General features: G+C 72.6%; 18 protein-coding genes. 11 read left to right on the top strand and 7 right to left on the bottom strand.

Annotation, left to right across the window (positions count from 1 at the left end; genetic code table 11):
- The first annotated feature begins 2 nt into the window (after positions 1 to 2).
- The 10 genes from ABD858_RS08095 to lgt all read left to right on the top strand — a co-directional run bounded on the left by ABD858_RS08095 (position 3) and on the right by lgt (position 8,618).
- Entirely contained in the window at positions 3 to 1,490 is a 1,488-nt protein-coding gene (locus ABD858_RS08095) for an anthranilate synthase component I (protein WP_345035505.1), read from the top strand.
- A 23-nt stretch (positions 1,491 to 1,513) separates the two neighbouring features.
- The gene (locus tag ABD858_RS08090) at positions 1,514 to 2,308 is read left to right on the top strand and encodes a TIGR02234 family membrane protein (RefSeq protein WP_425586170.1); all 795 of its coding nucleotides are present in this window, start codon (positions 1,514 to 1,516) and stop codon (positions 2,306 to 2,308) included.
- 98 nt (positions 2,309 to 2,406) lie between these two features.
- The gene (locus tag ABD858_RS08085; protein WP_345035503.1) at positions 2,407 to 2,676 is read left to right on the top strand and encodes an HGxxPAAW family protein; all 270 of its coding nucleotides are present in this window, start codon (positions 2,407 to 2,409) and stop codon (positions 2,674 to 2,676) included.
- 84 nt (positions 2,677 to 2,760) lie between these two features.
- Entirely contained in the window at positions 2,761 to 3,207 is a 447-nt protein-coding gene (locus tag ABD858_RS08080; RefSeq protein WP_345035502.1) for a DUF2752 domain-containing protein, read from the top strand.
- A gap of 128 nt (positions 3,208 to 3,335) precedes the next feature.
- A complete protein-coding gene (gene trpC, locus ABD858_RS08075) occupies positions 3,336 to 4,145 on the top strand; it encodes an indole-3-glycerol phosphate synthase TrpC (protein WP_345035501.1) in 810 nt (269 codons plus the stop codon).
- Between the two features lie 8 nt (positions 4,146 to 4,153).
- Positions 4,154 to 4,459 (top strand): tryptophan biosynthesis modulator TrpM, encoded by a 306-nt coding sequence (gene trpM / locus ABD858_RS36760; protein WP_425586169.1) that lies wholly within the window; start codon positions 4,154 to 4,156, stop codon positions 4,457 to 4,459.
- A 160-nt stretch (positions 4,460 to 4,619) separates the two neighbouring features.
- Positions 4,620 to 5,861 carry a tryptophan synthase subunit beta gene (gene trpB, locus ABD858_RS08070; RefSeq protein ID WP_345035500.1) on the top strand — a complete coding sequence of 414 codons (1,242 nt, stop codon included), beginning with the start codon at positions 4,620 to 4,622 and terminating at the stop codon, positions 5,859 to 5,861.
- On the top strand, positions 5,861 to 6,673 hold the full coding sequence (gene trpA / locus ABD858_RS08065; RefSeq protein WP_345035498.1) for a tryptophan synthase subunit alpha: 813 nt from the start codon (positions 5,861 to 5,863) through the stop codon (positions 6,671 to 6,673). The genes trpB and trpA overlap by 1 nt, the downstream gene beginning before the upstream one ends.
- A gap of 72 nt (positions 6,674 to 6,745) precedes the next feature.
- A complete protein-coding gene (locus tag ABD858_RS08060) occupies positions 6,746 to 7,567 on the top strand; it encodes a DsbA family protein (RefSeq protein WP_345035497.1) in 822 nt (273 codons plus the stop codon).
- Positions 7,568 to 7,649: 82 nt separating this feature from the next.
- Positions 7,650 to 8,618, top strand: a complete 969-nt coding sequence (gene lgt / locus ABD858_RS08055; protein ID WP_345035495.1) for a prolipoprotein diacylglyceryl transferase — start codon at positions 7,650 to 7,652, stop codon at positions 8,616 to 8,618.
- Between the two features lie 252 nt (positions 8,619 to 8,870).
- Here lgt and ABD858_RS08050 read toward each other — a convergent pair whose 3' ends face one another.
- Genes ABD858_RS08050 through ABD858_RS08020 form a run of 7 tightly spaced genes read right to left on the bottom strand, consistent with a single transcriptional unit; the run spans position 8,871 to position 17,003 of the window.
- Complete coding sequence (locus tag ABD858_RS08050; protein WP_345035494.1) at positions 8,871 to 9,686, bottom strand: HpcH/HpaI aldolase/citrate lyase family protein; 816 nt, start codon at positions 9,684 to 9,686, stop codon at positions 8,871 to 8,873.
- Positions 9,683 to 10,870, bottom strand: coding sequence for a CaiB/BaiF CoA transferase family protein (locus tag ABD858_RS08045; RefSeq protein ID WP_345035493.1), 1,188 nt, complete (start codon positions 10,868 to 10,870; stop codon positions 9,683 to 9,685). The genes ABD858_RS08050 and ABD858_RS08045 overlap by 4 nt, the downstream gene beginning before the upstream one ends.
- Positions 10,867 to 11,763: a ribokinase gene (gene rbsK, locus ABD858_RS08040; protein WP_345035492.1), complete on the bottom strand. Its 897-nt coding sequence runs from the start codon at positions 11,761 to 11,763 to the stop codon at positions 10,867 to 10,869. The genes ABD858_RS08045 and rbsK overlap by 4 nt, the downstream gene beginning before the upstream one ends.
- Entirely contained in the window at positions 11,760 to 13,406 is a 1,647-nt protein-coding gene (locus ABD858_RS08035) for an ADP-ribosylglycohydrolase family protein (RefSeq protein WP_345035491.1), read from the bottom strand. Before ABD858_RS08035 ends, rbsK begins: the two co-directional genes overlap by 4 nt.
- On the bottom strand, positions 13,397 to 14,548 hold the full coding sequence (locus tag ABD858_RS08030) for an ADP-ribosylglycohydrolase family protein (protein ID WP_345035489.1): 1,152 nt from the start codon (positions 14,546 to 14,548) through the stop codon (positions 13,397 to 13,399). Before ABD858_RS08030 ends, ABD858_RS08035 begins: the two co-directional genes overlap by 10 nt.
- Positions 14,545 to 16,041, bottom strand: a complete 1,497-nt coding sequence (locus tag ABD858_RS08025; RefSeq protein WP_425586168.1) for an ADP-ribosylglycohydrolase family protein — start codon at positions 16,039 to 16,041, stop codon at positions 14,545 to 14,547. Before ABD858_RS08025 ends, ABD858_RS08030 begins: the two co-directional genes overlap by 4 nt.
- Positions 16,038 to 17,003, bottom strand: coding sequence for an ADP-ribosylglycohydrolase family protein (locus ABD858_RS08020; protein WP_345035488.1), 966 nt, complete (start codon positions 17,001 to 17,003; stop codon positions 16,038 to 16,040). Before ABD858_RS08020 ends, ABD858_RS08025 begins: the two co-directional genes overlap by 4 nt.
- Before the next feature lie 334 nt (positions 17,004 to 17,337).
- Between ABD858_RS08020 and ABD858_RS08015 the strand changes: the two genes are divergently transcribed.
- Positions 17,338 to 18,069, top strand: a complete 732-nt coding sequence (locus ABD858_RS08015; RefSeq protein WP_345035487.1) for a VIT1/CCC1 transporter family protein — start codon at positions 17,338 to 17,340, stop codon at positions 18,067 to 18,069.
- The last annotated feature ends 110 nt before the right edge of the window (positions 18,070 to 18,179 follow it).

Genomic DNA, 18,179 nt, shown 5'->3' with positions numbered 1-18,179 from the left:
CCATGGATCTCGAGACGTTCCGCAAGCTGGCGGCCGACCGCCGCGTCATCCCCGTCGGCCGCCGCCTTCTCGCAGACGGCGACACCCCGGTCGGGCTCTACCGCAAACTCGCCGCGGAGCGCCCCCGGACCTTCCTGCTGGAATCCGCGGAGAACGGCCGCTCCTGGTCCCGCTACTCCTTCATCGGCGTGCGTTCCGCCGCCACCCTCACCGAGAAGGACGGCCGGGCCCACTGGCTGGGCACCCCGCCGGTCGGCGTGCCCGTCGACGGCGACCCGCTGAAGGCGCTGCGCGCGACCGTCGAGGTGCTGCACACCCCGCGCGACCTCACCGGGGGCATGCCGCCGTTCACCGGCGGCATGGTCGGCTACCTCGGCTACGACATCGTGCGCCGCCTGGAGCGCATCGGCGACCACGCCCGGGACGAGCTGAGGCTGCCCGAGCTGACCATGCTGCTCACCTCGGACCTCGCGGTGCTCGACCACTGGGACGGCTCGGTCCTGCTGATCGCCAACGCGATCAACCACAACGACCTCGACACCGGCGTCGACGAGGCGTACGCCGACGCCGTCGCCCGCCTCGACGCCATGGAGGCGGACCTGGCGAGGCCCTCCGAGTACGCCCCGGTCCCGCTGCCCGCATCCGAGCTGCCGGAGTACACCGCCCGCTGGGGCGGCGAGTCCTACCAGGACGCCGTCGAGGGCCTCAAGGAGCACATCAGGGCCGGTGACGCCTTCCAGATCGTCCCCTCTCAGCGCTTCGAGACCCCCTGCACGGCGAGCGCCCTCGACGTCTACCGGGTGCTGCGTGCCACCAATCCCTCGCCGTACATGTACCTCTTCCGCTTCGACGGCTTCGACGTGGTCGGGTCGAGCCCCGAGGCGCTGGTCAAGGTCGAGGACGGGCGTGCCATGGTGCACCCCATCGCCGGCACCCGGCACCGCGGTGCCACCCCCCAGGAGGACCAGGCGCTCGCCGAGGAACTGCTCGCCGACTCCAAGGAGCGCGCCGAGCATCTGATGCTCGTCGACCTCGGCCGCAACGACCTGGGCCGGGTCTGCGAGCCGGGCTCGGTCGAGGTCGTCGACTTCATGTCCATCGAGCGGTACTCGCATGTCATGCACATCGTCTCGACCGTGACCGGGCGGGTCGCGGAGGGGCGGACCGCTTTCGACGTGCTGACCGCCTGCTTCCCGGCCGGGACGCTCTCGGGCGCGCCCAAGCCGCGTGCCATGCAGCTCATCGAGGAGCTGGAGCCCTCGCGCCGCGGTCTGTACGGCGGCTGCGTCGGTTATCTCGACTTCGCAGGCGACTCCGACACCGCCATCGCCATCCGCACCGCGCTGCTGCGCGACGGCACCGCGTACGTCCAGGCCGGAGCAGGTGTCGTGGCCGACTCCGACCCCGTGGCCGAGGACAACGAATGCCGCAACAAGGCGGCCGCGGTGCTGCGCGCGGTGCACACCGCGAACCGCCTCGGCCGCGACTGACCGGGTGAGGGATAGTGGTGTACGTGAGTGCCGTACCCTCCCCCAAGCCCTCGACTTCTCCCCCACTCTCGGCTTCTCCCCCACTCTCGGCTTCTCCCCCACTCTCGGCTTCGCTCGAGCGGGGGGACCCCCATGAGCGGGGGGAACCCCATGAGCAGGGGACACCCCATGAGCAGGGGACACCCCCGTCCCACAGCCGTACCGACGCCGCGCCGACCGTCACCAACGGCCGGCGCAGCCTCGCTGCCGCCCTGCTCCTCGGCGCTCTCGGCGCCGTCGTCGTGCTGCTCGCCTCCGGACAGACCTGGGCCGAGGGCTCGACCGCCGTCGGCGGCGGCACCCTGTCGCTGGACGCCGACGGCCGGGACGTCAGCGGCGCCCCCGCCGCGCTGGCGCTCGTCGGCCTGGCCGCGCTCGTCGCCGTCTTCGCCGTCCGCCGTACCGGCCGCGTGCTGGTCTCGGTGCTGCTTGCGTTGAGCGGCGCGGGTGCCGCCGCCACCGCCTTCCTGGGGGCCTCCGACCGCTCGGCCCTCGATGAGAAGGCCGCGTCCACCAGCGGTGACGCGGCTGCGGCCGTGTCCGGGCTCACCCATACCGGCTGGCCGTACGTGACGGTGGCGGGCGGCCTGCTGATCCTGGCCGCCGGGCTCCTCGCGTTGCGGTTCGGCGCGGTCTGGCCTTCCATGGGCGGGCGGTACGAGCGCACCGAAGCGGACTCCGCGGGGCAGCGGCGGACCGCTCGGGCGCCGCGGGATCCGGAGCGGCCCGAGGAGCTCTGGAAGGCCTTGGACCGTGGCGAGGACCCGACCGGGGACTGACGTGCCCACCCCAGAGCCGCACTCACGCACGGGTGCGGGACAATGAGGTTGAGCGTCCGGCTCAAGCGACACAGCGAAACACCTACGAGGAGCAACTCATGGCGGGCAGCAGCCACGGACACACCCCGGCCGCCTGGACCGGTGTCATCATCTCCTTCATCGGCTTCTGCGCGGCGGGCGCCTTCATGGTCGCGGCCAACGGCGTCGGCTTCTGGGCCAGCATCGGGGTCGTGCTCCTCGGTGGCGTCGTCGGCGGTGCGATGAAGGTCGCGGGCATGGGCACGCCCAAGGAGGCCGTCTCCCTCGACGAGCAGGTCCGCCGTGCGCAGGCCGCGCGGCAGGCCAAGGCCGAGGCCGTGGCTTCGTAAGGAGGCCGGACCTCCGGTTCCGAGCAAGGCGCAGTTCCGTTCCGGCGAGCTGCGCCTTTCTGCGTGAGCGGGGACAATCACCGGGTGGATGTCTTGTCTGCCTCTTCCTCCGGCCCCGCACCCGCCGCCCGTGCGCATCTCGCCCGCAGGCTGCTGGTGCCCATGGGCACCCTGGCGGGCGTCGTCGGAGCCTTCGCCTATGTCGGCGCCGTGGACCCCAATGAGCCGGGCCACTATCCCGTCTGCCCGCTGCTCCGGTTCACCGGGATCTACTGCCCGGGCTGCGGCGGTCTGCGCAGCGCCCATGCCTTCGCGCACGGCGACCTGGCCGCCGCCCTCGGCGCCAACGCCCTGGCGGTCGTCGGGTACGGGGCCTTCGCCGTACTGTGGGTCATGTGGGTCGTACGGGCCGTACGAGGACGGCCTCTGCGGATCACACTGCGGCCCGTCCACTGGTGGGCCGTCGGGGCGGTGGCCCTGACCTTCTCGGTGGCCAGGAATCTGCCCTTCGGCGCCGTGCTGGCGCCCTGACGCCTCCACGATGGTGTTCCAGGGTGTGGGACGACGGGAGACTGACGCGCATCGTCGCCCCCGTGCCGGATACCATCATCGTGGTTGATCCAGATTCATCATCAACGTCCCGGAAGGGGGCCGCTCGCGTGAGTGTGCTCGACGAGATCATCGAAGGCGTCCGTGCCGACCTCGCAGAGCGGCAGGCCCGGGTCAGCCTCGACGAGCTCAAGGAGCGCGCGGCCCGGGCGCCGCAGGCCAGGGACGGCGCGGCCGCGCTGCGTGGCGAGGGCGTCAAGGTCATCTGCGAGGTGAAGCGCTCCAGTCCCTCCAAGGGCGCGCTCGCGGCCATCGCCGATCCGGCCGGGCTCGCGGCGGACTACGAGGCGGGCGGCGCGGCCGTCATCTCCGTACTGACCGAGCAGCGGCGCTTCGGCGGTTCGCTGGCCGACCTGGAGGCCGTCCGGGCCCGGGTCGACATCCCGGTGCTCCGCAAGGACTTCATCGTCACCTCCTACCAGCTGTGGGAGGCCCGTGCCTACGGCGCCGACCTCGCGCTGCTGATCGTCGCCGCCCTCGAGCAGCCGGCCCTGGAGTCGCTGATCGAGCGTGCCGAGTCCATCGGGCTCACCCCGCTCGTCGAGGTTCACGACGAGGAGGAGGCCGAGCGGGCCGTCGCGGCCGGAGCGCGGGTCATCGGGGTCAACGCGCGCAATCTGAAGACTCTCGAGGTCGACCGCTCCACGTTCGAGCGTGTCGCTCCCGAGATTCCGGAGGGCATCGTCAAGGTCGCCGAGTCCGGCGTCCGCGGCCCGCACGACCTGATCGCCTACGCCAACGCCGGTGCCGACGCGGTGCTGGTCGGCGAGTCACTGGTGACCGGCAAGGACCCCAGGGCCGCGGTGGCCGACATGGTGGCCGCCGGCGAGCACCCGGCCATCCGGCACGGAAGGGCCTGACCTCCGCCATGGCCATCGCCGCTCGCCTTGCCCCGGGGTGCCGCCCCCGGGGCTGTCGCGCGCCCGCGCGGCGGGTGCACGGCCGTCGGGTGCGGTATGTCATCGGGGACGAGCCGGGCCAGGTCAACGGGATGCGATGGCGTCGCACAGCGGCGCGTCAGCCGGCGGTGTCGGGGGCTTTCCCCCACCCCGCCCCTTCCCGCAGGGACACTGTGCGGCTCCGCCGCGTGGGGGCTCCGCCGGGGCTCGGCCCCGGCCTGCTCCTCAACGCCGGAGAGGCTCGAACGTGGCGTACTCCGCCAGGTGAGTCCTGAAGCCCGTCCTCGATCGCCGGACGGCCTTGCAGGCGCACCCGAGCGGGCCATGGCCCGGAGGGCGTGAGGGGGGAGGGGCCTGACCTGGGGAGCCATGGCACACCGCCGGCGCGCGCATACGGTGAAATCACCCGTTTGCGATGTCGAGGAGTACGTCGGAATGTCTTCTGACTTCTTCAAGCCCGACCTGGAAGGTCAGGTCCCCAGTGCCGAGGGGTATTTCGGTGCGTTCGGCGGCAAGTTCATCCCCGAGGCGCTGGTCGCCGCCGTCGACGAGGTCGCCGTCGAGTACGAGAAGGCGAAGGCCGATCCCGAGTTCGGCCGTGAGCTCGACGACCTGCTGAAGAACTACACCGGGCGGCCGAGCGCGCTGACCGAGGTGCCGCGGTTCGCCGAGCACGCGGGGGGTGCGCGGGTCTTCCTGAAGCGGGAGGACCTGAACCACACCGGGTCGCACAAGATCAACAATGTGCTCGGGCAGGCACTGCTGACCAAGCGCATGGGCAAGACCCGGGTCATCGCCGAGACCGGGGCCGGGCAGCACGGAGTGGCCACGGCGACCGCGTGTGCGCTGTTCGGGCTCGAGTGCACCATCTACATGGGTGAGGTCGACACCCAGCGGCAGGCGCTGAACGTGGCCCGGATGCGGATGCTCGGCGCCGAGGTCGTCGCCGTGAAGTCCGGCAGCCGCACCCTGAAGGACGCCATCAACGAGGCGTTCCGCGACTGGGTCGCCAATGTGGACCACACCCACTACCTCTTCGGGACCGTCGCGGGGCCGCATCCGTTCCCGGCCATGGTGCGGGACTTCCACCGGGTGATCGGGGTCGAGGCGCGCAAGCAGATCCTGGAGCGCGCCGGCCGGCTGCCGGACGCCGTCGTCGCCTGCGTGGGCGGTGGATCGAACGCGATCGGGCTGTTCCACGCGTTCATTCCGGACAGCGATGTGCGGCTGGTGGGATGCGAGCCCGGTGGGCACGGCCTGGAGACCGGGGAGCACGCGGCCACGCTGACCGCGGGCGAGCCGGGCATCCTGCACGGCTCGCGTTCGTATGTGCTGCAGGACGAGGAAGGCCAGATCACCGAGCCCTACTCGATTTCGGCGGGGCTGGACTACCCGGGTATCGGGCCCGAGCACTCGCACCTGAAGGACAGCGGGCGGGGTGAGTACCGCGCTGTCACGGACGAGGCGGCCATGGAGGCACTGCGGCTGCTGTCGCGCACCGAGGGCATCATCCCGGCGATCGAGAGCGCCCATGCGCTGGCCGGTGCGCTGGAGCTGGGCAAGGAGCTGGGCCCGGACGGGCTGATGATCGTCAACCTGTCCGGACGCGGCGACAAGGACATGGACACGGCGGCCCGCTACTTCGGGCTGTACGGGAACGCAGAGGGGGCGAAGTGATGGCCGGGAACATCGAGCTGCTGAGTGCCACCCTGGCGAAGGCCAAGTCCGAGGACCGGGCCGCTCTCATCGCCTATCTCCCCGCAGGTTTCCCGACCGTGGACGGCGGCATCGAGGCGGTCAAGGCCGTGCTCGACGCCGGTGCCGATGTCGTCGAGATCGGGCTGCCGCACAGCGATCCGGTGCTCGACGGTCCGGTCATCCAGACCGCCGACGACATCGCGCTGCGCGGCGGAGTGAAGATCGCCGATGTGATGCGTACGGTCCGGGAGGCCCACCGGGCCAGCGGTAAGCCGGTCCTCGTCATGACGTACTGGAACCCGATCGACCGCTACGGCATCGAACGGTTCACCGCCGAGCTGGCGGAGGCGGGCGGCGCCGGGTGCATCCTGCCCGACCTGCCGGTCCAGGAGTCCGAGGTGTGGCGCAAGCACGCCGAGCAGCACGGCCTCGCCACGGTCTTCGTGGTGGCGCCGAGCAGCACGGACGAGCGGCTGGCGAAGATCACGGCGGCTGGTTCCGGCTTCGTGTACGCGGCCTCCCTCATGGGTGTCACCGGAACGCGCGCGTCCGTGGGCGCGCAGGCAGAGGACCTGGTGCGGCGCACGCGTGCCACCACCGATCTCCCGGTGTGCGTCGGGCTGGGTGTGTCGAACCCGGAGCAGGCCGCCGAGGTCGCGGCGTTCGCGGACGGTGTGATCGTCGGTTCGGCGTTCGTGAAGCGCATCCTCGACGCGCCCGACGAGGCCGCCGGCCTGGCCGCCGTGCGGGAGCTGGCGAGCGAGCTCGCCCGGGGTGTCCGCCGGAATTGACGCCATCGCCCATATGGGTGGATCTGGGACCGGGGAGGCGCGAGAGTGCCTCCCCGGTTCGTTGCAGCGGGTGTGAGCGAGAACAATCGTGGTGAGGGAAAGCGGGCTGCCAGAGAGCGGCTCATCCAGGAACGCGAGCGGAACAAGGTGCGTGAGAAGCGCAGGCGCACATTGATCGTCTCCGCCGCTGTCGTGTGCGTGCTGGGCCTGGCCGCCGTGGTCGGAGTGATCGCGGCCAACCGCGGCGGTGGCGGCGAAGCGGCAGGGCCGGCCGTGGCGCCCAGCGGAGCCCAGGGGAAGGACAGCCTGGCGATTCCCGTCGGCGCGCCCGGCGCGCCGTCCACGCTCACGGTGTGGGAGGACTTCCGCTGTCCGGCCTGCGGCTCCTTCGAGAACGGATTCCGGGACACCGTCCACGAGCTGCAGAAGGCCGGGCAGCTGAAGGTCGAGTACCACCTCGTCCGCCTCATCGACCGCAATCTGCGCGGCACCGGCTCGCTGCGCGCGGCCAATGCCGCCGCGTGCGCGCAGGACGCGGGGAAGTTCAGCGCCTACCACGATGTGCTGTACATCAATCAGCCTCCCGAGCTGGAGGACGCGTACGCGAAGAACAGCCGACTGATCGAACTGGCCGCCAAGGTGCCCGGTCTCGACACCCCGGCGTTCCGCGCGTGTGTCGAGGACGGCAAGCACGACAGCTGGGTGAACAAGTCCGACGCGGTCTTCAAGGCGGGCAAGTACGGCGGCACGCCGACCGTGCTGCTCAACGGGGAGTCGATCTTCCCGTCGAAGGGCAATGAGCCGCTCACCACGGCCAATCTGAAGAAGTGGGTCGCCGCGGCCAACAAGGGCAAGAAGCCGGCGAGCGCTTCTCCGTCCCCGGCCGCTTCCTGAGTCCGAGAGGGCGGCTCGTTATCCAGACGTTGCCGGGTGGGTTGCGGTACCTCCCGCCCGGCAGGGTAGCGTCGGTTCTGCCATGGACCTTGCCTACATTCCCAGCCCGTCGACCGGCGTGATCTATCTTGGACCGATCCCGCTCCGCGGCTACGCGCTCTGCATCATCATCGGTGTGTTTGTTGCCGTCTGGTACGGCAACAAACGCTGGATCGCCCGCGGCGGCAGAAGCGGCACCGTGGCCGACATCGCCGTATGGGCGGTGCCCTTCGGCCTTGTCGGCGGTCGGCTGTACCACGTCGTCACCGACTACCAGCTGTACTTCGGCGAGGGCAAGAACTGGGTCGACGCCTTCAAGATCTGGGAGGGCGGCCTCGGTATCTGGGGCGCCATCGCCCTGGGCGCGGTGGGCGCGTGGATCGGCTGTCGGCGCAGGGGGATCCCGCTGCCCGCGTACGCCGACGCCGTCGCGCCCGGTATCGTCTTGGCGCAGGCCATCGGGCGCTGGGGCAACTGGTTCAACCAGGAGCTGTACGGCAAGCCGACCGATCTGCCCTGGGCGCTCAAGATCACCGAGGCGGACAACCGGGTGGGCGGGCTGTACCACCCCACGTTCCTGTACGAGTCCCTGTGGTGTGTGGGCGTCGCGCTGCTGGTGGTCTGGGCCGACCGCCGCTTCCGGCTGGGGCACGGACGGGCGTTCGCGCTGTACGTCGCGGCGTACTGTGCCGGGCGCGCCTGGATCGAGTACATGCGTGTCGACGAGGCGCACCACATTCTGGGCGTCCGGCTCAACGTGTGGACGGCGCTCATCGTCTTCCTGCTGGCGGTGACGTACATCGTCGTCTCGGCGCGGCTGCGGCCGGGCCGCGAGGAGATCGTGGAGCCGGGGGCGGTGGAGGCCGCGCCGGCGAAGGAGGAGGCGGCCGAGAAGGCCGAGGCCTCCGAGACCGACGACGCCCCGTCCGAGGCGGCCGCCTCGGGCTCCGAGGATGCGGCGACGGATGCCGACGCCGAGGGGAACGGCGCGGAGGCCGCGAAGCAGAGCTGAGGCCGCTCGTGTCGGCCGGAGCCGCCGTCCCACGTGGGCGGCGGCTCCTTTGCCATCCCCCACCCTCGCCCCTCGCCGCAGGGACACTGTGCGGCTCGGCCGCGTGGGGGGCTCCGCCCCGGATCCTCCCTCGGCCACCGCTGGGTTTCCCTCCAGCTCTCCATCGCGGGACAGGATCTGCTTGAGCCCGTTCGGCGTTCGATGACAACGCCCGAAGGGCGTTCCGGGGGTCCGGGGGCCTGCCCCCGGACCTCACCCCGTGCGCTGGGCCAGGGCCAGGGTGCGACGGGCCGCGGCCACCACCGCCGCGTCGACGAAGCGGCCGTCCGGGAGGGCCAGGGCGCCCGCTTCCGTAGAGGCCGCCTTGACGACCTCCTCCGCGGCGGCGATCTCCTGCGGGGCGGGGAAGTAGGCGCGTTCGATGACCGGCAGCTGGCGGGGATGGATCGCGGCCCGGCCCAGGAAGCCCAGGGCGCGGCCGCGGGCACAGGACGCTGTGAGTCCTTCAAGGTCGCGGACGTCCGGGAAGACCGACTGGACCGGTGGGGGCAGCCTGGCCGCGCGGGCGGCGACCACGATCCGGCTGCGGGACCAGTCGAGGCCGGCCTCGTTCCGTACTCCCAGGTCCGCGCGGAGGTCCGCCTCGCCGAGGCCGATGCCGTGCAGGGCCCGGTTCGCGGAGGCGATGGTGTACGCGCGTTCGACGCCGAGGGCGGATTCCAGGAGGGCGTAGAGGGGGATCTCCGGGGCCAGCCTGCTGACGTGCTGCACCTCGCGTGCCTGGGTGACCTTGGGAAGGCGCAGGCCGGACAGGCCCGGCAGAGCCGCCAGTATCCGGATGTCGGTCTCGGCCAGGGGGCCGTCCAGGGCGTTCACGCGGACATGGACCGGGACCGGCGTGGGCTCGGTGAGCAGCTCGGCCGTGGCCTCCCGGGCGTACCGTTTGCGTTCCGGGGCGACCGCGTCCTCCAGGTCGACGATCACCACGTCGGCGCCCGCCGCAAGGGCCTTGGCGACCACATGGGGGCGGTCGCCCGGGGCGTACAGCCAGGTCAGATGAGGAGTCACAGAGCGTCCTCCGAGCGCAGCCTGGCGATGTCGGACGCGGAGAAGCCGTGCTCGGCGAGGACGGTGTCGGTGTCCGCGCCGTGCGGGCGGCCGGCCCAGCGGATCGCGCCAGGGGTCTCGGAGAGACGGAAGAGGATGTTCTGCATGCGCAGCGAGCCGAGCTCGGGGTCGGGTACCTCGGTGATGGTGCCCAGGGCGCGGTAGTGGGGGTCGGCCAGAACGTCCTGGATGTCGTAGACGGGGGCGATCGCCGCCTCCGCCTTCTCGAAGGCCCCGACCACTTCGTCACGATTGTGGCGGGCGATCCAGCCGCCGACCGCCTCGTCGAGTTCGTCGGCGTGCTCGGCCCGGGTGCTGCCGTGGGCGAACCACGGCTCGTCGATCAGATCGGGGCGGCCGACCAGCCGCATCACGCGTTCCGCGATGGACTGGGCGGAGGTGGAGACGGCGAGCCAGCTGCCGTCCGCGGTGCGGTACGTATTGCGCGGGGCGTTGTTGCGGGAGCGGTTACCGGTGCGCGGCTGGACGTATCCGAGCTGGTCGTACCAGAGCGGGTGGGGCCCGATCGCGGTCAGGATCGGCTCGATGATCGCCAGGTCCACGACCTGTCCGCGGCCGGTCGACTCGCGCGCCCGGAGCGCGGTCATCACGGCGTACGACGTGGCCAGCGCCGCGATCGAGTCGGCGAGGCCGAACGGCGGCAGGGTCGGCGGACCCCCGGGTTCGCCGGTGATCGCGGCGAAGCCGCTCATCGCCTCGGCGAGCGTGCCGAAACCGGGGCGGCGGCTGTACGGGCCGAACTGCCCGAAGCCGGTGACACGGGCCAGTACGAGACCGGGGTTGGCCCCGGACAGCTCGTCCCAGCCGAGCCGCCAGCGCTCCAGTGTGCCGGGGCGGAAGTTCTCGATGACCACGTCGGATCCGGCGGCGAGCCGGAGCAGGACCTCCCGGCCGCCCGGGGTGGAGAGGTCGGCGGTGATGGTGCGCTTGTTGCGGCCGAGGAGCTTCCACCACAGGCCGACGCCGTCCTTGCCGGGGCCGTGGCCCCGGGACGGGTCGGGCTTCGCCGGGTGCTCGACCTTGATGACCTCTGCACCGAAGTCGCCGAGCATCGTCGCCGCGAGCGGGCCGGCGAAGAGAGTGGCGAGGTCGAGGACCCGCAGTCCGGTCAGGGGCGCGGTCATGAGGCGGCGGCCTCCGCGTCGATCTCGGAGCGGTACGGCATGGAGGACGACGCACCGGGCCGCTGGACGGAGAGCGCGGCGGCCGCCGACGCCCATGCCATGGCCTTCTCCATCGGCCTGCCCTCGCCGAGCGCCACCGCCAGTGCCCCGACGAAGGTGTCCCCGGCCGCGGTGGTGTCCACGGCCCGCACCTGGGGAGCGGGCACGGTGACCGGCTCCGCGAAACGGCTCGCGTACATGCTGCCTGCCGCGCCGAGGGTGATCACCACTTCGGGGACACGCCGCAGCAGGGCCGTCACCGCCTCGTGCGGGTCGGCGATGCCGGTGAGTGCGGCGGCCTCGTGCTCATTGGGGACCAGGAGGCCGGTGGCTTCGAGGAGTTCAGGCGGCAGTGGCTGCACCGGGGCGGGCGTCAGGATGGTGCGTACGCCATGGCGGCGGGCCGCGTCCGCGCCGGCGAAGACGCCGTCCATGGGCAGCTCGAGCTGGAGGAGGAGGGCGTCCGCCCCGGTGATGGCCGCCTCGTCGTCATAGTGGAGGGCGGTGACCGTGCCGTTCGCGCCGGGGACGACGACGATCGCGTTGCCGCCCTCGTCGTCGACCACGATGTGCGCGGTGCCGCTGGGACCCTCGACGGTGCGCAGCAGGTCGGTGTCGACGCCGCTGTGGTCGAGCGTGGCGCGCAGGCGGGTGCCGAAGTCGTCGTTGCCGACGGCACCGATCATCGTCACCTCGGCGCCCGAGCGGGCCGCGGCGATCGCCTGGTTGGCGCCCTTGCCGCCGGGGACGGTACGGAACTCCCGTCCCGTGACGGTCTCCCCGTGCTGCGGGGCGCGTGCGACATAGGCGACGAGGTCCATGTTGGTGCTGCCGAGCACCGCGATGCGGGTCATTTTCTCCGTACCTCCCGGTAGGTCAACTCTGCGAGGGTGTCGAAGCCGACGCCGTCGAAGCCGGCGACAGTCGTGGCGAGGCGGTTCTTGAGCGGAGCGGTCCAGTGTGCGGGGATCGCGTCGGGGTGGCCCGCGAGGAGGCCGGCGACGCAGCCGGCCGTGGCGCCGTTGGAGTCCGTGTCCCAACCGCCGGACACGGCACGGCAGATGGAGCCGGTGAAGTCCCCCTCCGCATGGGTGAGCGCGGCGGCGAGCAGCGCGGCGTTGGGGACGGCGTGCACCCAGTGGTACGCGGCGTGCCGGGCGTGGAGGTGGTCCACGACGTCGTCGAAGTCCGCGGTGCGGCGGGCCGCGGTGACCGCGGCCCGGACGGCGCGGGCGAGGCGGGAGTGCGGGGGGACGACGCCGAGGCCCGCTTCGACGCACCCGTGTACGTCCGCGCTGCCGCCCGCTGCTTCGGCGATCGTCGCCGCCGCGAACATGGCCCCGTACACGCCGTTGGCGGTGTGGGTGAGCGTGGCGTCCCGGTGGGCCTGTTCGGCGGCGGCCGCCGGATCGCCGGGGTTCGTCCAGCCGTGGACGTCGGCGCGGATCTGCGCGCCGATCCACTCCCGGAAGGGGTTGCGGTGGACGGCGGTGGCGGGCGGCTCGATGCCCTGGAGGAGATTGCGGTAGGCGACGCGCTCGGCGGTGAACGTACGGCCGGCCGGGAGCTCGTCGAGCCAGAGCCGCGCCACGTCGCAGGTGCGGAACGCCGTGCCGTACCTCCTGAGAAGGAGCAGATCGAGCAGGGGGTAGTTGAGGTCGTCGTCCTCGGGCATGCCGTCGATGTTCTCGGCGAGGGAGGTGGTGGCGGAGCGGCGGTTCCAGGGGTGGGCGGCGAGGAGGTCTTCGGGGACGCCCCTGGCGGTGAACCAGGTGACCAGGGGCCAGTTGCCGGCTGCCCTGGCGAGGGTGCGGATGGCGTGGAGGGGGAGCTTCTCGACGGGCTTGCCGAGGAGACACCCCGCGGCGCGGCCCAGCCAGGCGGCGTGGAGGCGGGTGAGGAGCGCGTCGTCGGTTTCGGCCCCGCCGCGTCCCGGTCCGAGGCTGCCCCCGGGCCCCGGTTCGTCGTTGCCTGCGCGGCCCGGCACGGGCCGCGCGCTCGGGTCCGTTCCTGATGGGGGCTCGGCGGTGGGGGTGCGGGCCACCGAGGAGTTCCCCGGTCCCGCCCCTTCCCGAAGCCGGGGCCGAGCCCCCGGAGTCCCTTCCGCGCGTGCTTCACCGCGTGGAGAAGCCGAGCCCGGGAGGCGTCCCGGCCATGGGGGGCCGGGAGCTTCCTCCCCCGGTTCGGGAAGGGGCGGGGCGGGGGAGGAGCCCTGCGCCGGCCAGGTGGGACAGGCGGCGCGGATGGACGCGAACTCCGTCGGCTCGTACGGCGCCAACGGCGAAGGCAGCGCCGCCAGTTCGTCGAGCAGGCGTTCCGCCAGGGCGCGCAGGTGCGCGGGCGCCGGGACGGGGGACGCGCCCGCGCGGGGCGGGGCCTCGTGACCGCCCGCCGCCAGCCAGCGGGCGCGGACCGCCGACGCGTCACGGCCCTCCTGCTCCGCCTGACGGAGCTCGTGGCCGAGCAGATCCTCGGGCTGGACCCAGGTCACGCGCATTCCGGACCCGCCAGCGCGTCGAACGCGGCCTCGTGGGCGCGACGGCGTTCGCGGTCGCGGGCGTACACCTCGCGGGCGACCTTGGCGAGCGTACGGGCCGGGGCGTGCAGGTCGAGGCGGCTCGCCTCGGCGACCTGCTCGGTCCAGTCGGAGGGGACGGCGGACTCGCCGTGCAGGGCGCCGGCGATCGCCCCGGCCATGGTGGCGATCGAGTCGCAGTCCCGGCCGTAGTTGACGGAGGCCAGTACGGCACGGCGGTAGTCGCCGTCGGCGACGAGGAGCATGGCCAGGGCGATGGGGAGTTCCTCGACGGAGTGCAGCCGGGAGGGGCGGCGGGCGGCCAGCGACGGATTGCGGTAGTCGGGGCCGACCGTGTCGAAGGGGGCGACGGCGGTACGCAGCGGGTGCAGCGCGGATTCGAAGTCGTCGTGACGGACGGCTACTTCGGCGGCCGCCTCGATCGCGGCGCGGGTACCGTCCTTGGCGAGGGACAGGCAGGTGTCGACGACCGAGGCGGGGGTGGCGCCCGGTGCGCAGGCGGCGGCGACGGCCGCGGCCAGCACTCCGGCCGCCTCGCGTCCGTACGACGACTGGTGGGCGCCCGCGATGTCGAGGGCCTCGGCGTACGCGGCGGCCGGCCCGGCCGCGTTGACCAGACCGACCGGGGCCATGTACATCGCCGCACCGCAGTTGACGATGTTTCCGGTGCCGGCTTCGCGCGGGTCGGCATGGCCGTAGTGAAGGCGGGCCACGATCCACTTCTCGGCGAGGAAGACACGCTGCAGGGGAAGGGCTTCGGCCTCGAGTTCGGGGATCCAGACCGTCTTCGCGGTGAGTTCGGGGACGAGGTGGTCGGCGACGGCGTAGGCGTCGAGGTGGTCGCGGACGGTGTCGTAGACGCGTACGAGCGCGTGCGTCATCAGGGTGTCGTCGGTGACGTGCCCGTCACCCTTGTGGTACGGCGCGATGGGGCGCGCGGTGCGCCAGTTCTCGTGGAACGGGCCGACGATGCCGTTTACACGGCCGCCGTGCCGCTCCACGATCTGCTCCGGGGTGCAGCCCTCGACCGGGCCGCCGAGCGCGTCACCGACCGCCGCACCGACCAGGCTGCCCGTGATCCGATCGTCCAATGTGAGAGTCATGTCGGAATTGTCCACCTGGGGTGGTTGCAGGCCGGGTACGTCGAGCCGGGGATTCGGAACCGATGGGGCGGGTCACCGGGTTCGTGGCCGGGGGTACCGGGGTGTGACCGGGGGTCCGGGGGGTGTCCCCGGGGTGAGTGCAGCGTGTGTGCGAGGAACTCGGCGAGTTCCACCAGATCCGTACCGGCGAGCCGGGGCAGCGCACAGCCGGACAGGGTGCGGCAGGCGTCCCGCCAGGCGGGCGGCAGCGCCGCGCCTCCGGCGAGCGCGCCGGTCAGCGCGCCGGCGAGGGCGGGGGCCGAGTCGGCGACCCGGGACAGGCAGGCGGCGGCGGGCACGGCGTGGGTGACCTCGCCGCGGGCTGCGGTGGCCAGGGCGAGGGCGACCGGGACGGTCTCTGCGGCGGCGATGCCGTAGCTGTAGACGTGGTCGACGATCTCGTGCTCGAGGACGGGTACGAGCGCGAAGGCGCTGTCGGCGCCGCGCGCCAGCTTCACGGCGTGCCGGGCGTTGCGGCCGATCTCGGTACCCTCGGGGAGCTCGGCGAGAGCCGTGTCGACGGCCGTGCCGACGTCCGCCCCTGCCAGGGCCGCGGCGACGGCCGCCGCCATCGCACGGGCGCCGTGCACACCGTCGCCGTCCTGCGTGTACCGGGCGTCGAACTCTGCGAGTTCCGCGGCGGCGGCCGGGTCACCGGGGTGGACGGCGGCCAGGACGGCGGCCCGTACGCAGGCCGCGTCGTCGAAGTAGTGCGGATTGTCGTGGCCGGTGGCGGGCGGGCGCAGACCGGTGGCGAGATTGCCGAGGCCGGCGCGTACGGAGATCCGGGCGCGCAGGGGAAGTACGGCGGACTCCACCTCGGGTGCCCGGTCGGCGGCCGCGGAGACCTCGCTGGCGAGGGTGTTCCAGGCGAGGTCGACCGCGGCCCGCATACGGCGGTCCAGGGGGAGGTGGGAGAGCGGGTCGCCGGAGGCGGTGAGGATCATCTCGGCGGCGAAGGCCGCCCATTCGGCGTCGTCGGACGGGCCGAGCCGGAGGGGCTCCGGGGGCTGGTTGAGGGCGATCGGGACGGGGAGGGTGGTTGTGGCGTTCTGCTCGGCGAAGGTGTCGAGCTCGCGGGTGAGGCGCCGGGTCCACTCGGGCATGCGCGCGGCGCGGTGCCGGGCGGAGGGCCACCCGGCGGCATCACCGGCGGCGAGCCCGAGAAGGACGCCCTCGATGCGCCGGTGTGCGTCGGGCCGCGTCGTCCGGGCCGAGGCGTGGTATGGCGCCCCGCTGCGGTGGCCCGGTGGATCCGTCCTCGATCGCCGGACGGGCTTGATCGTCGCCCACCGCCGGGGCTGCCCGGGCTCGGGCCCAGTGGGTGGGGCCGGCCGGTGCGCGCCGGCGGGTTGTGGGGGCTGGGGGCCTTCCCCCGTATCCGAAAGGTGGGGGGCTGCTTCGCCCTCCGGGAGCCGGGACGGGTCCGCGGAGCCGTACGGGGCGGGGCTCATGACGCGGCCTGCGCGTCGTCGTCGGGGACGAGGAGGTCCGCGATGTCGAGGACGTGATAGCCGCGCATCGAGGGGAGGCAACTGCCGCAGACCGGGCCGATGGCCGAGGACCAGCCCGGTGGGATGGCCGAGGCGCCGGCCAGTGCGCCGGCCAGTGCGCCCGCCACGGCGGCTGTCGTGTCGGCGTCACGGCCCATGTTGACCGCAGTCAGGACCGATGCCGTGAAGTCGCCGCGGGCTGCCGTGAAGGCGCCGAAGGCGAGGCCGACCGCCTCGGGGGCGAGGTCGGTCCACGGGTAGCCGCCGATGACGACGGCCGAGCGCACCGCGCGCTCACCGCGGCGCGCGGCGGCCACCGCGCGGCGCAGGGAGCGGGCCGTCCAGGAGTCGGCCGGGATGACGGAGAGCGCCGCGGCGACGACCGCGTGGGGGTCGTCACCGGTCATCGCCGCCGCGACTCCGGCGGCGACGGCCTGGCCGCCGTAGATGCCCTCGCCGTCGTGGCTGACGCAGCCGTCGACGGCGACCAGCCGGGCGGCCTCGGCGGGGCGGCCGGCCGCGAAGACACCGAAGGGCGCGGCTCGCATGGCCAGGCCGTCGCTCCAGGCGTGCCGGTGCTGGGCGCTGTTGGGCGCGGCGAGCCCGCGGCGCAGGTTCTCCAGGGTGCCGCGTTCGCTGAAGCCCGCCCCGCGGAAAGGGCCTTCGTCGCGGTCGGCGATCCAGTGGTGCCAGGCGGTCTCGACATGAGAGACGGTCAGCGCGGAGCCGTGCCGGGCCAGCAGAAGCCCGGAGAAGATCGCGTACTCCGTGTCGTCCGTACCGGCCGGATTGTCGGTGACGTAGCCATTGATACGGCCCCAGCGCTTGCGGATCTCGGAGGGTTTCATGTTCTCGGCGGGGGCGCCGAGCGCGTCCCCGACGGCGAGTCCGAGCAGCGCGCCGCGGGCCCGCTCGCGCAGCATCCATGCATCGCATGCAGTCGACTTCATCACTGCCCTCGCATTCGCGAATGGGGGTGCCCCCTGCCCTGGGGGTCCCCCCGCTCGAGCGGAGCCGAGAGCGGGGGAGGAGCCGAGAGCTTGGGGGAGGGCTTGTCGATGCATCTGTGCCACATGTGACCCATGGGACGCGTCTGTCAGCCGGGTGAACATTTGGGCGTGGGGAATGCACGAATGAGCGCGCGAGTGCTGGGTAAGTACGGCCTGCCTTGCTGGCGCGGTCCTTACATCGTGCGTATTTTCGAGGGTGTTGAGGGGGAGTAGGGCCGACTGCGCGGCCCTGGAGAAGGGGAGAGTTGTGGCAATCATCGACACCGAGGCGGCGCTTCACGAGGCGCACCGGGACAACCACTCCCACCGGGACGTCAACGGCGGCTGGCTTCGCCCCGCCGTGTTCGGCGCGATGGATGGACTGGTCTCCAATCTGGCTCTGATGACCGGTGTGGCGGGTGGTCAGGTCTCGCAGCAGACCATCGTCATCACGGGTCTCGCCGGACTCGCCGCGGGCGCCTTCTCCATGGCGGCCGGCGAGTACACCTCCGTCGCCTCGCAGCGCGAGCTCGTCCAGGCCGAACTCGATGTCGAGCGGCGGGAGTTGCGCAAGCACCCGGTGGACGAGATGGAGGAGCTGGCGGCCCTCTACGTGTCGCGCGGCGTCGAGCCCGAGCTCGCCCGCGAGGTGGCGACGCAGCTCTCCAGGGACCCCGAGCTGGCGCTGGAGATCCATGCGCGCGAAGAGCTCGGCATCGACCCGGACGACCTGCCGTCGCCGCTGGTCGCCGCCGTGTCGTCGTTCGGCTCGTTCGCGCTGGGCGCCCTCCTGCCCGTACTGCCGTATCTGCTGGGTGCCACGGCCCTGTGGCCGGCCGTGGCGCTGGCGCTCCTCGGGCTCTTCGCCTGCGGTGCGCTGGTCGCGAAGGTCACCGCGCGCTCCTGGTGGTTCAGCGGGCTGCGCCAGCTCGCGCTGGGTGGCGCGGCCGCGGGTGTGACATATGTCCTGGGGACCTTGTTCGGCATCGCTGTGGGGTGACACCATGCGGGCGCCTGCACAACCACTTCGTTACTCAGTGGTTTCGGGATCGTGGCTGCCGGGCATGACTGTCAGGCGCCGTGGGCAGTGTCGCCCGCCTGTCGCACCCT

The sequence above is a fragment of the Streptomyces sannanensis genome (genome assembly GCF_039536205.1).
Lineage (GTDB): Bacteria > Actinomycetota > Actinomycetes > Streptomycetales > Streptomycetaceae > Streptomyces > Streptomyces sannanensis.
Note: the sequence above shows the minus strand (reverse complement) of the source record. Positions and strands in the feature narration are given on the sequence as shown.

Excerpts from the sequence above, each read along its gene's own strand:
- ABD858_RS08095 (WP_345035505.1), top strand. The coding sequence starts at position 3 with ATGGATCTCGAGACGTTCCGCAAGCTGGCGGCCGACCGCCGCGTCATC.
- ABD858_RS08085 (WP_345035503.1), top strand. The coding sequence starts at position 2,407 with ATGGCGGGCAGCAGCCACGGACACACCCCGGCCGCCTGGACCGGTGTC.
- trpM (WP_425586169.1), top strand. The coding sequence starts at position 4,154 with ATGGCCATCGCCGCTCGCCTTGCCCCGGGGTGCCGCCCCCGGGGCTGT.
- trpB (WP_345035500.1), top strand. The coding sequence starts at position 4,620 with ATGTCTTCTGACTTCTTCAAGCCCGACCTGGAAGGTCAGGTCCCCAGT.
- trpA (WP_345035498.1), top strand. The coding sequence starts at position 5,861 with ATGGCCGGGAACATCGAGCTGCTGAGTGCCACCCTGGCGAAGGCCAAG.
- lgt (WP_345035495.1), top strand. The coding sequence starts at position 7,650 with ATGGACCTTGCCTACATTCCCAGCCCGTCGACCGGCGTGATCTATCTT.
- ABD858_RS08045 (WP_345035493.1), bottom strand. The coding sequence starts at position 10,870 with ATGACCGCGCCCCTGACCGGACTGCGGGTCCTCGACCTCGCCACTCTC.
- rbsK (WP_345035492.1), bottom strand. The coding sequence starts at position 11,763 with ATGACCCGCATCGCGGTGCTCGGCAGCACCAACATGGACCTCGTCGCC.
- ABD858_RS08035 (WP_345035491.1), bottom strand. The coding sequence starts at position 13,406 with ATGCGCGTGACCTGGGTCCAGCCCGAGGATCTGCTCGGCCACGAGCTC.
- ABD858_RS08030 (WP_345035489.1), bottom strand. The coding sequence starts at position 14,548 with ATGACTCTCACATTGGACGATCGGATCACGGGCAGCCTGGTCGGTGCG.
- ABD858_RS08025 (WP_425586168.1), bottom strand. The coding sequence starts at position 16,041 with ATGAGCCCCGCCCCGTACGGCTCCGCGGACCCGTCCCGGCTCCCGGAG.
- ABD858_RS08020 (WP_345035488.1), bottom strand. The coding sequence starts at position 17,003 with ATGCTGCGCGAGCGGGCCCGCGGCGCGCTGCTCGGACTCGCCGTCGGG.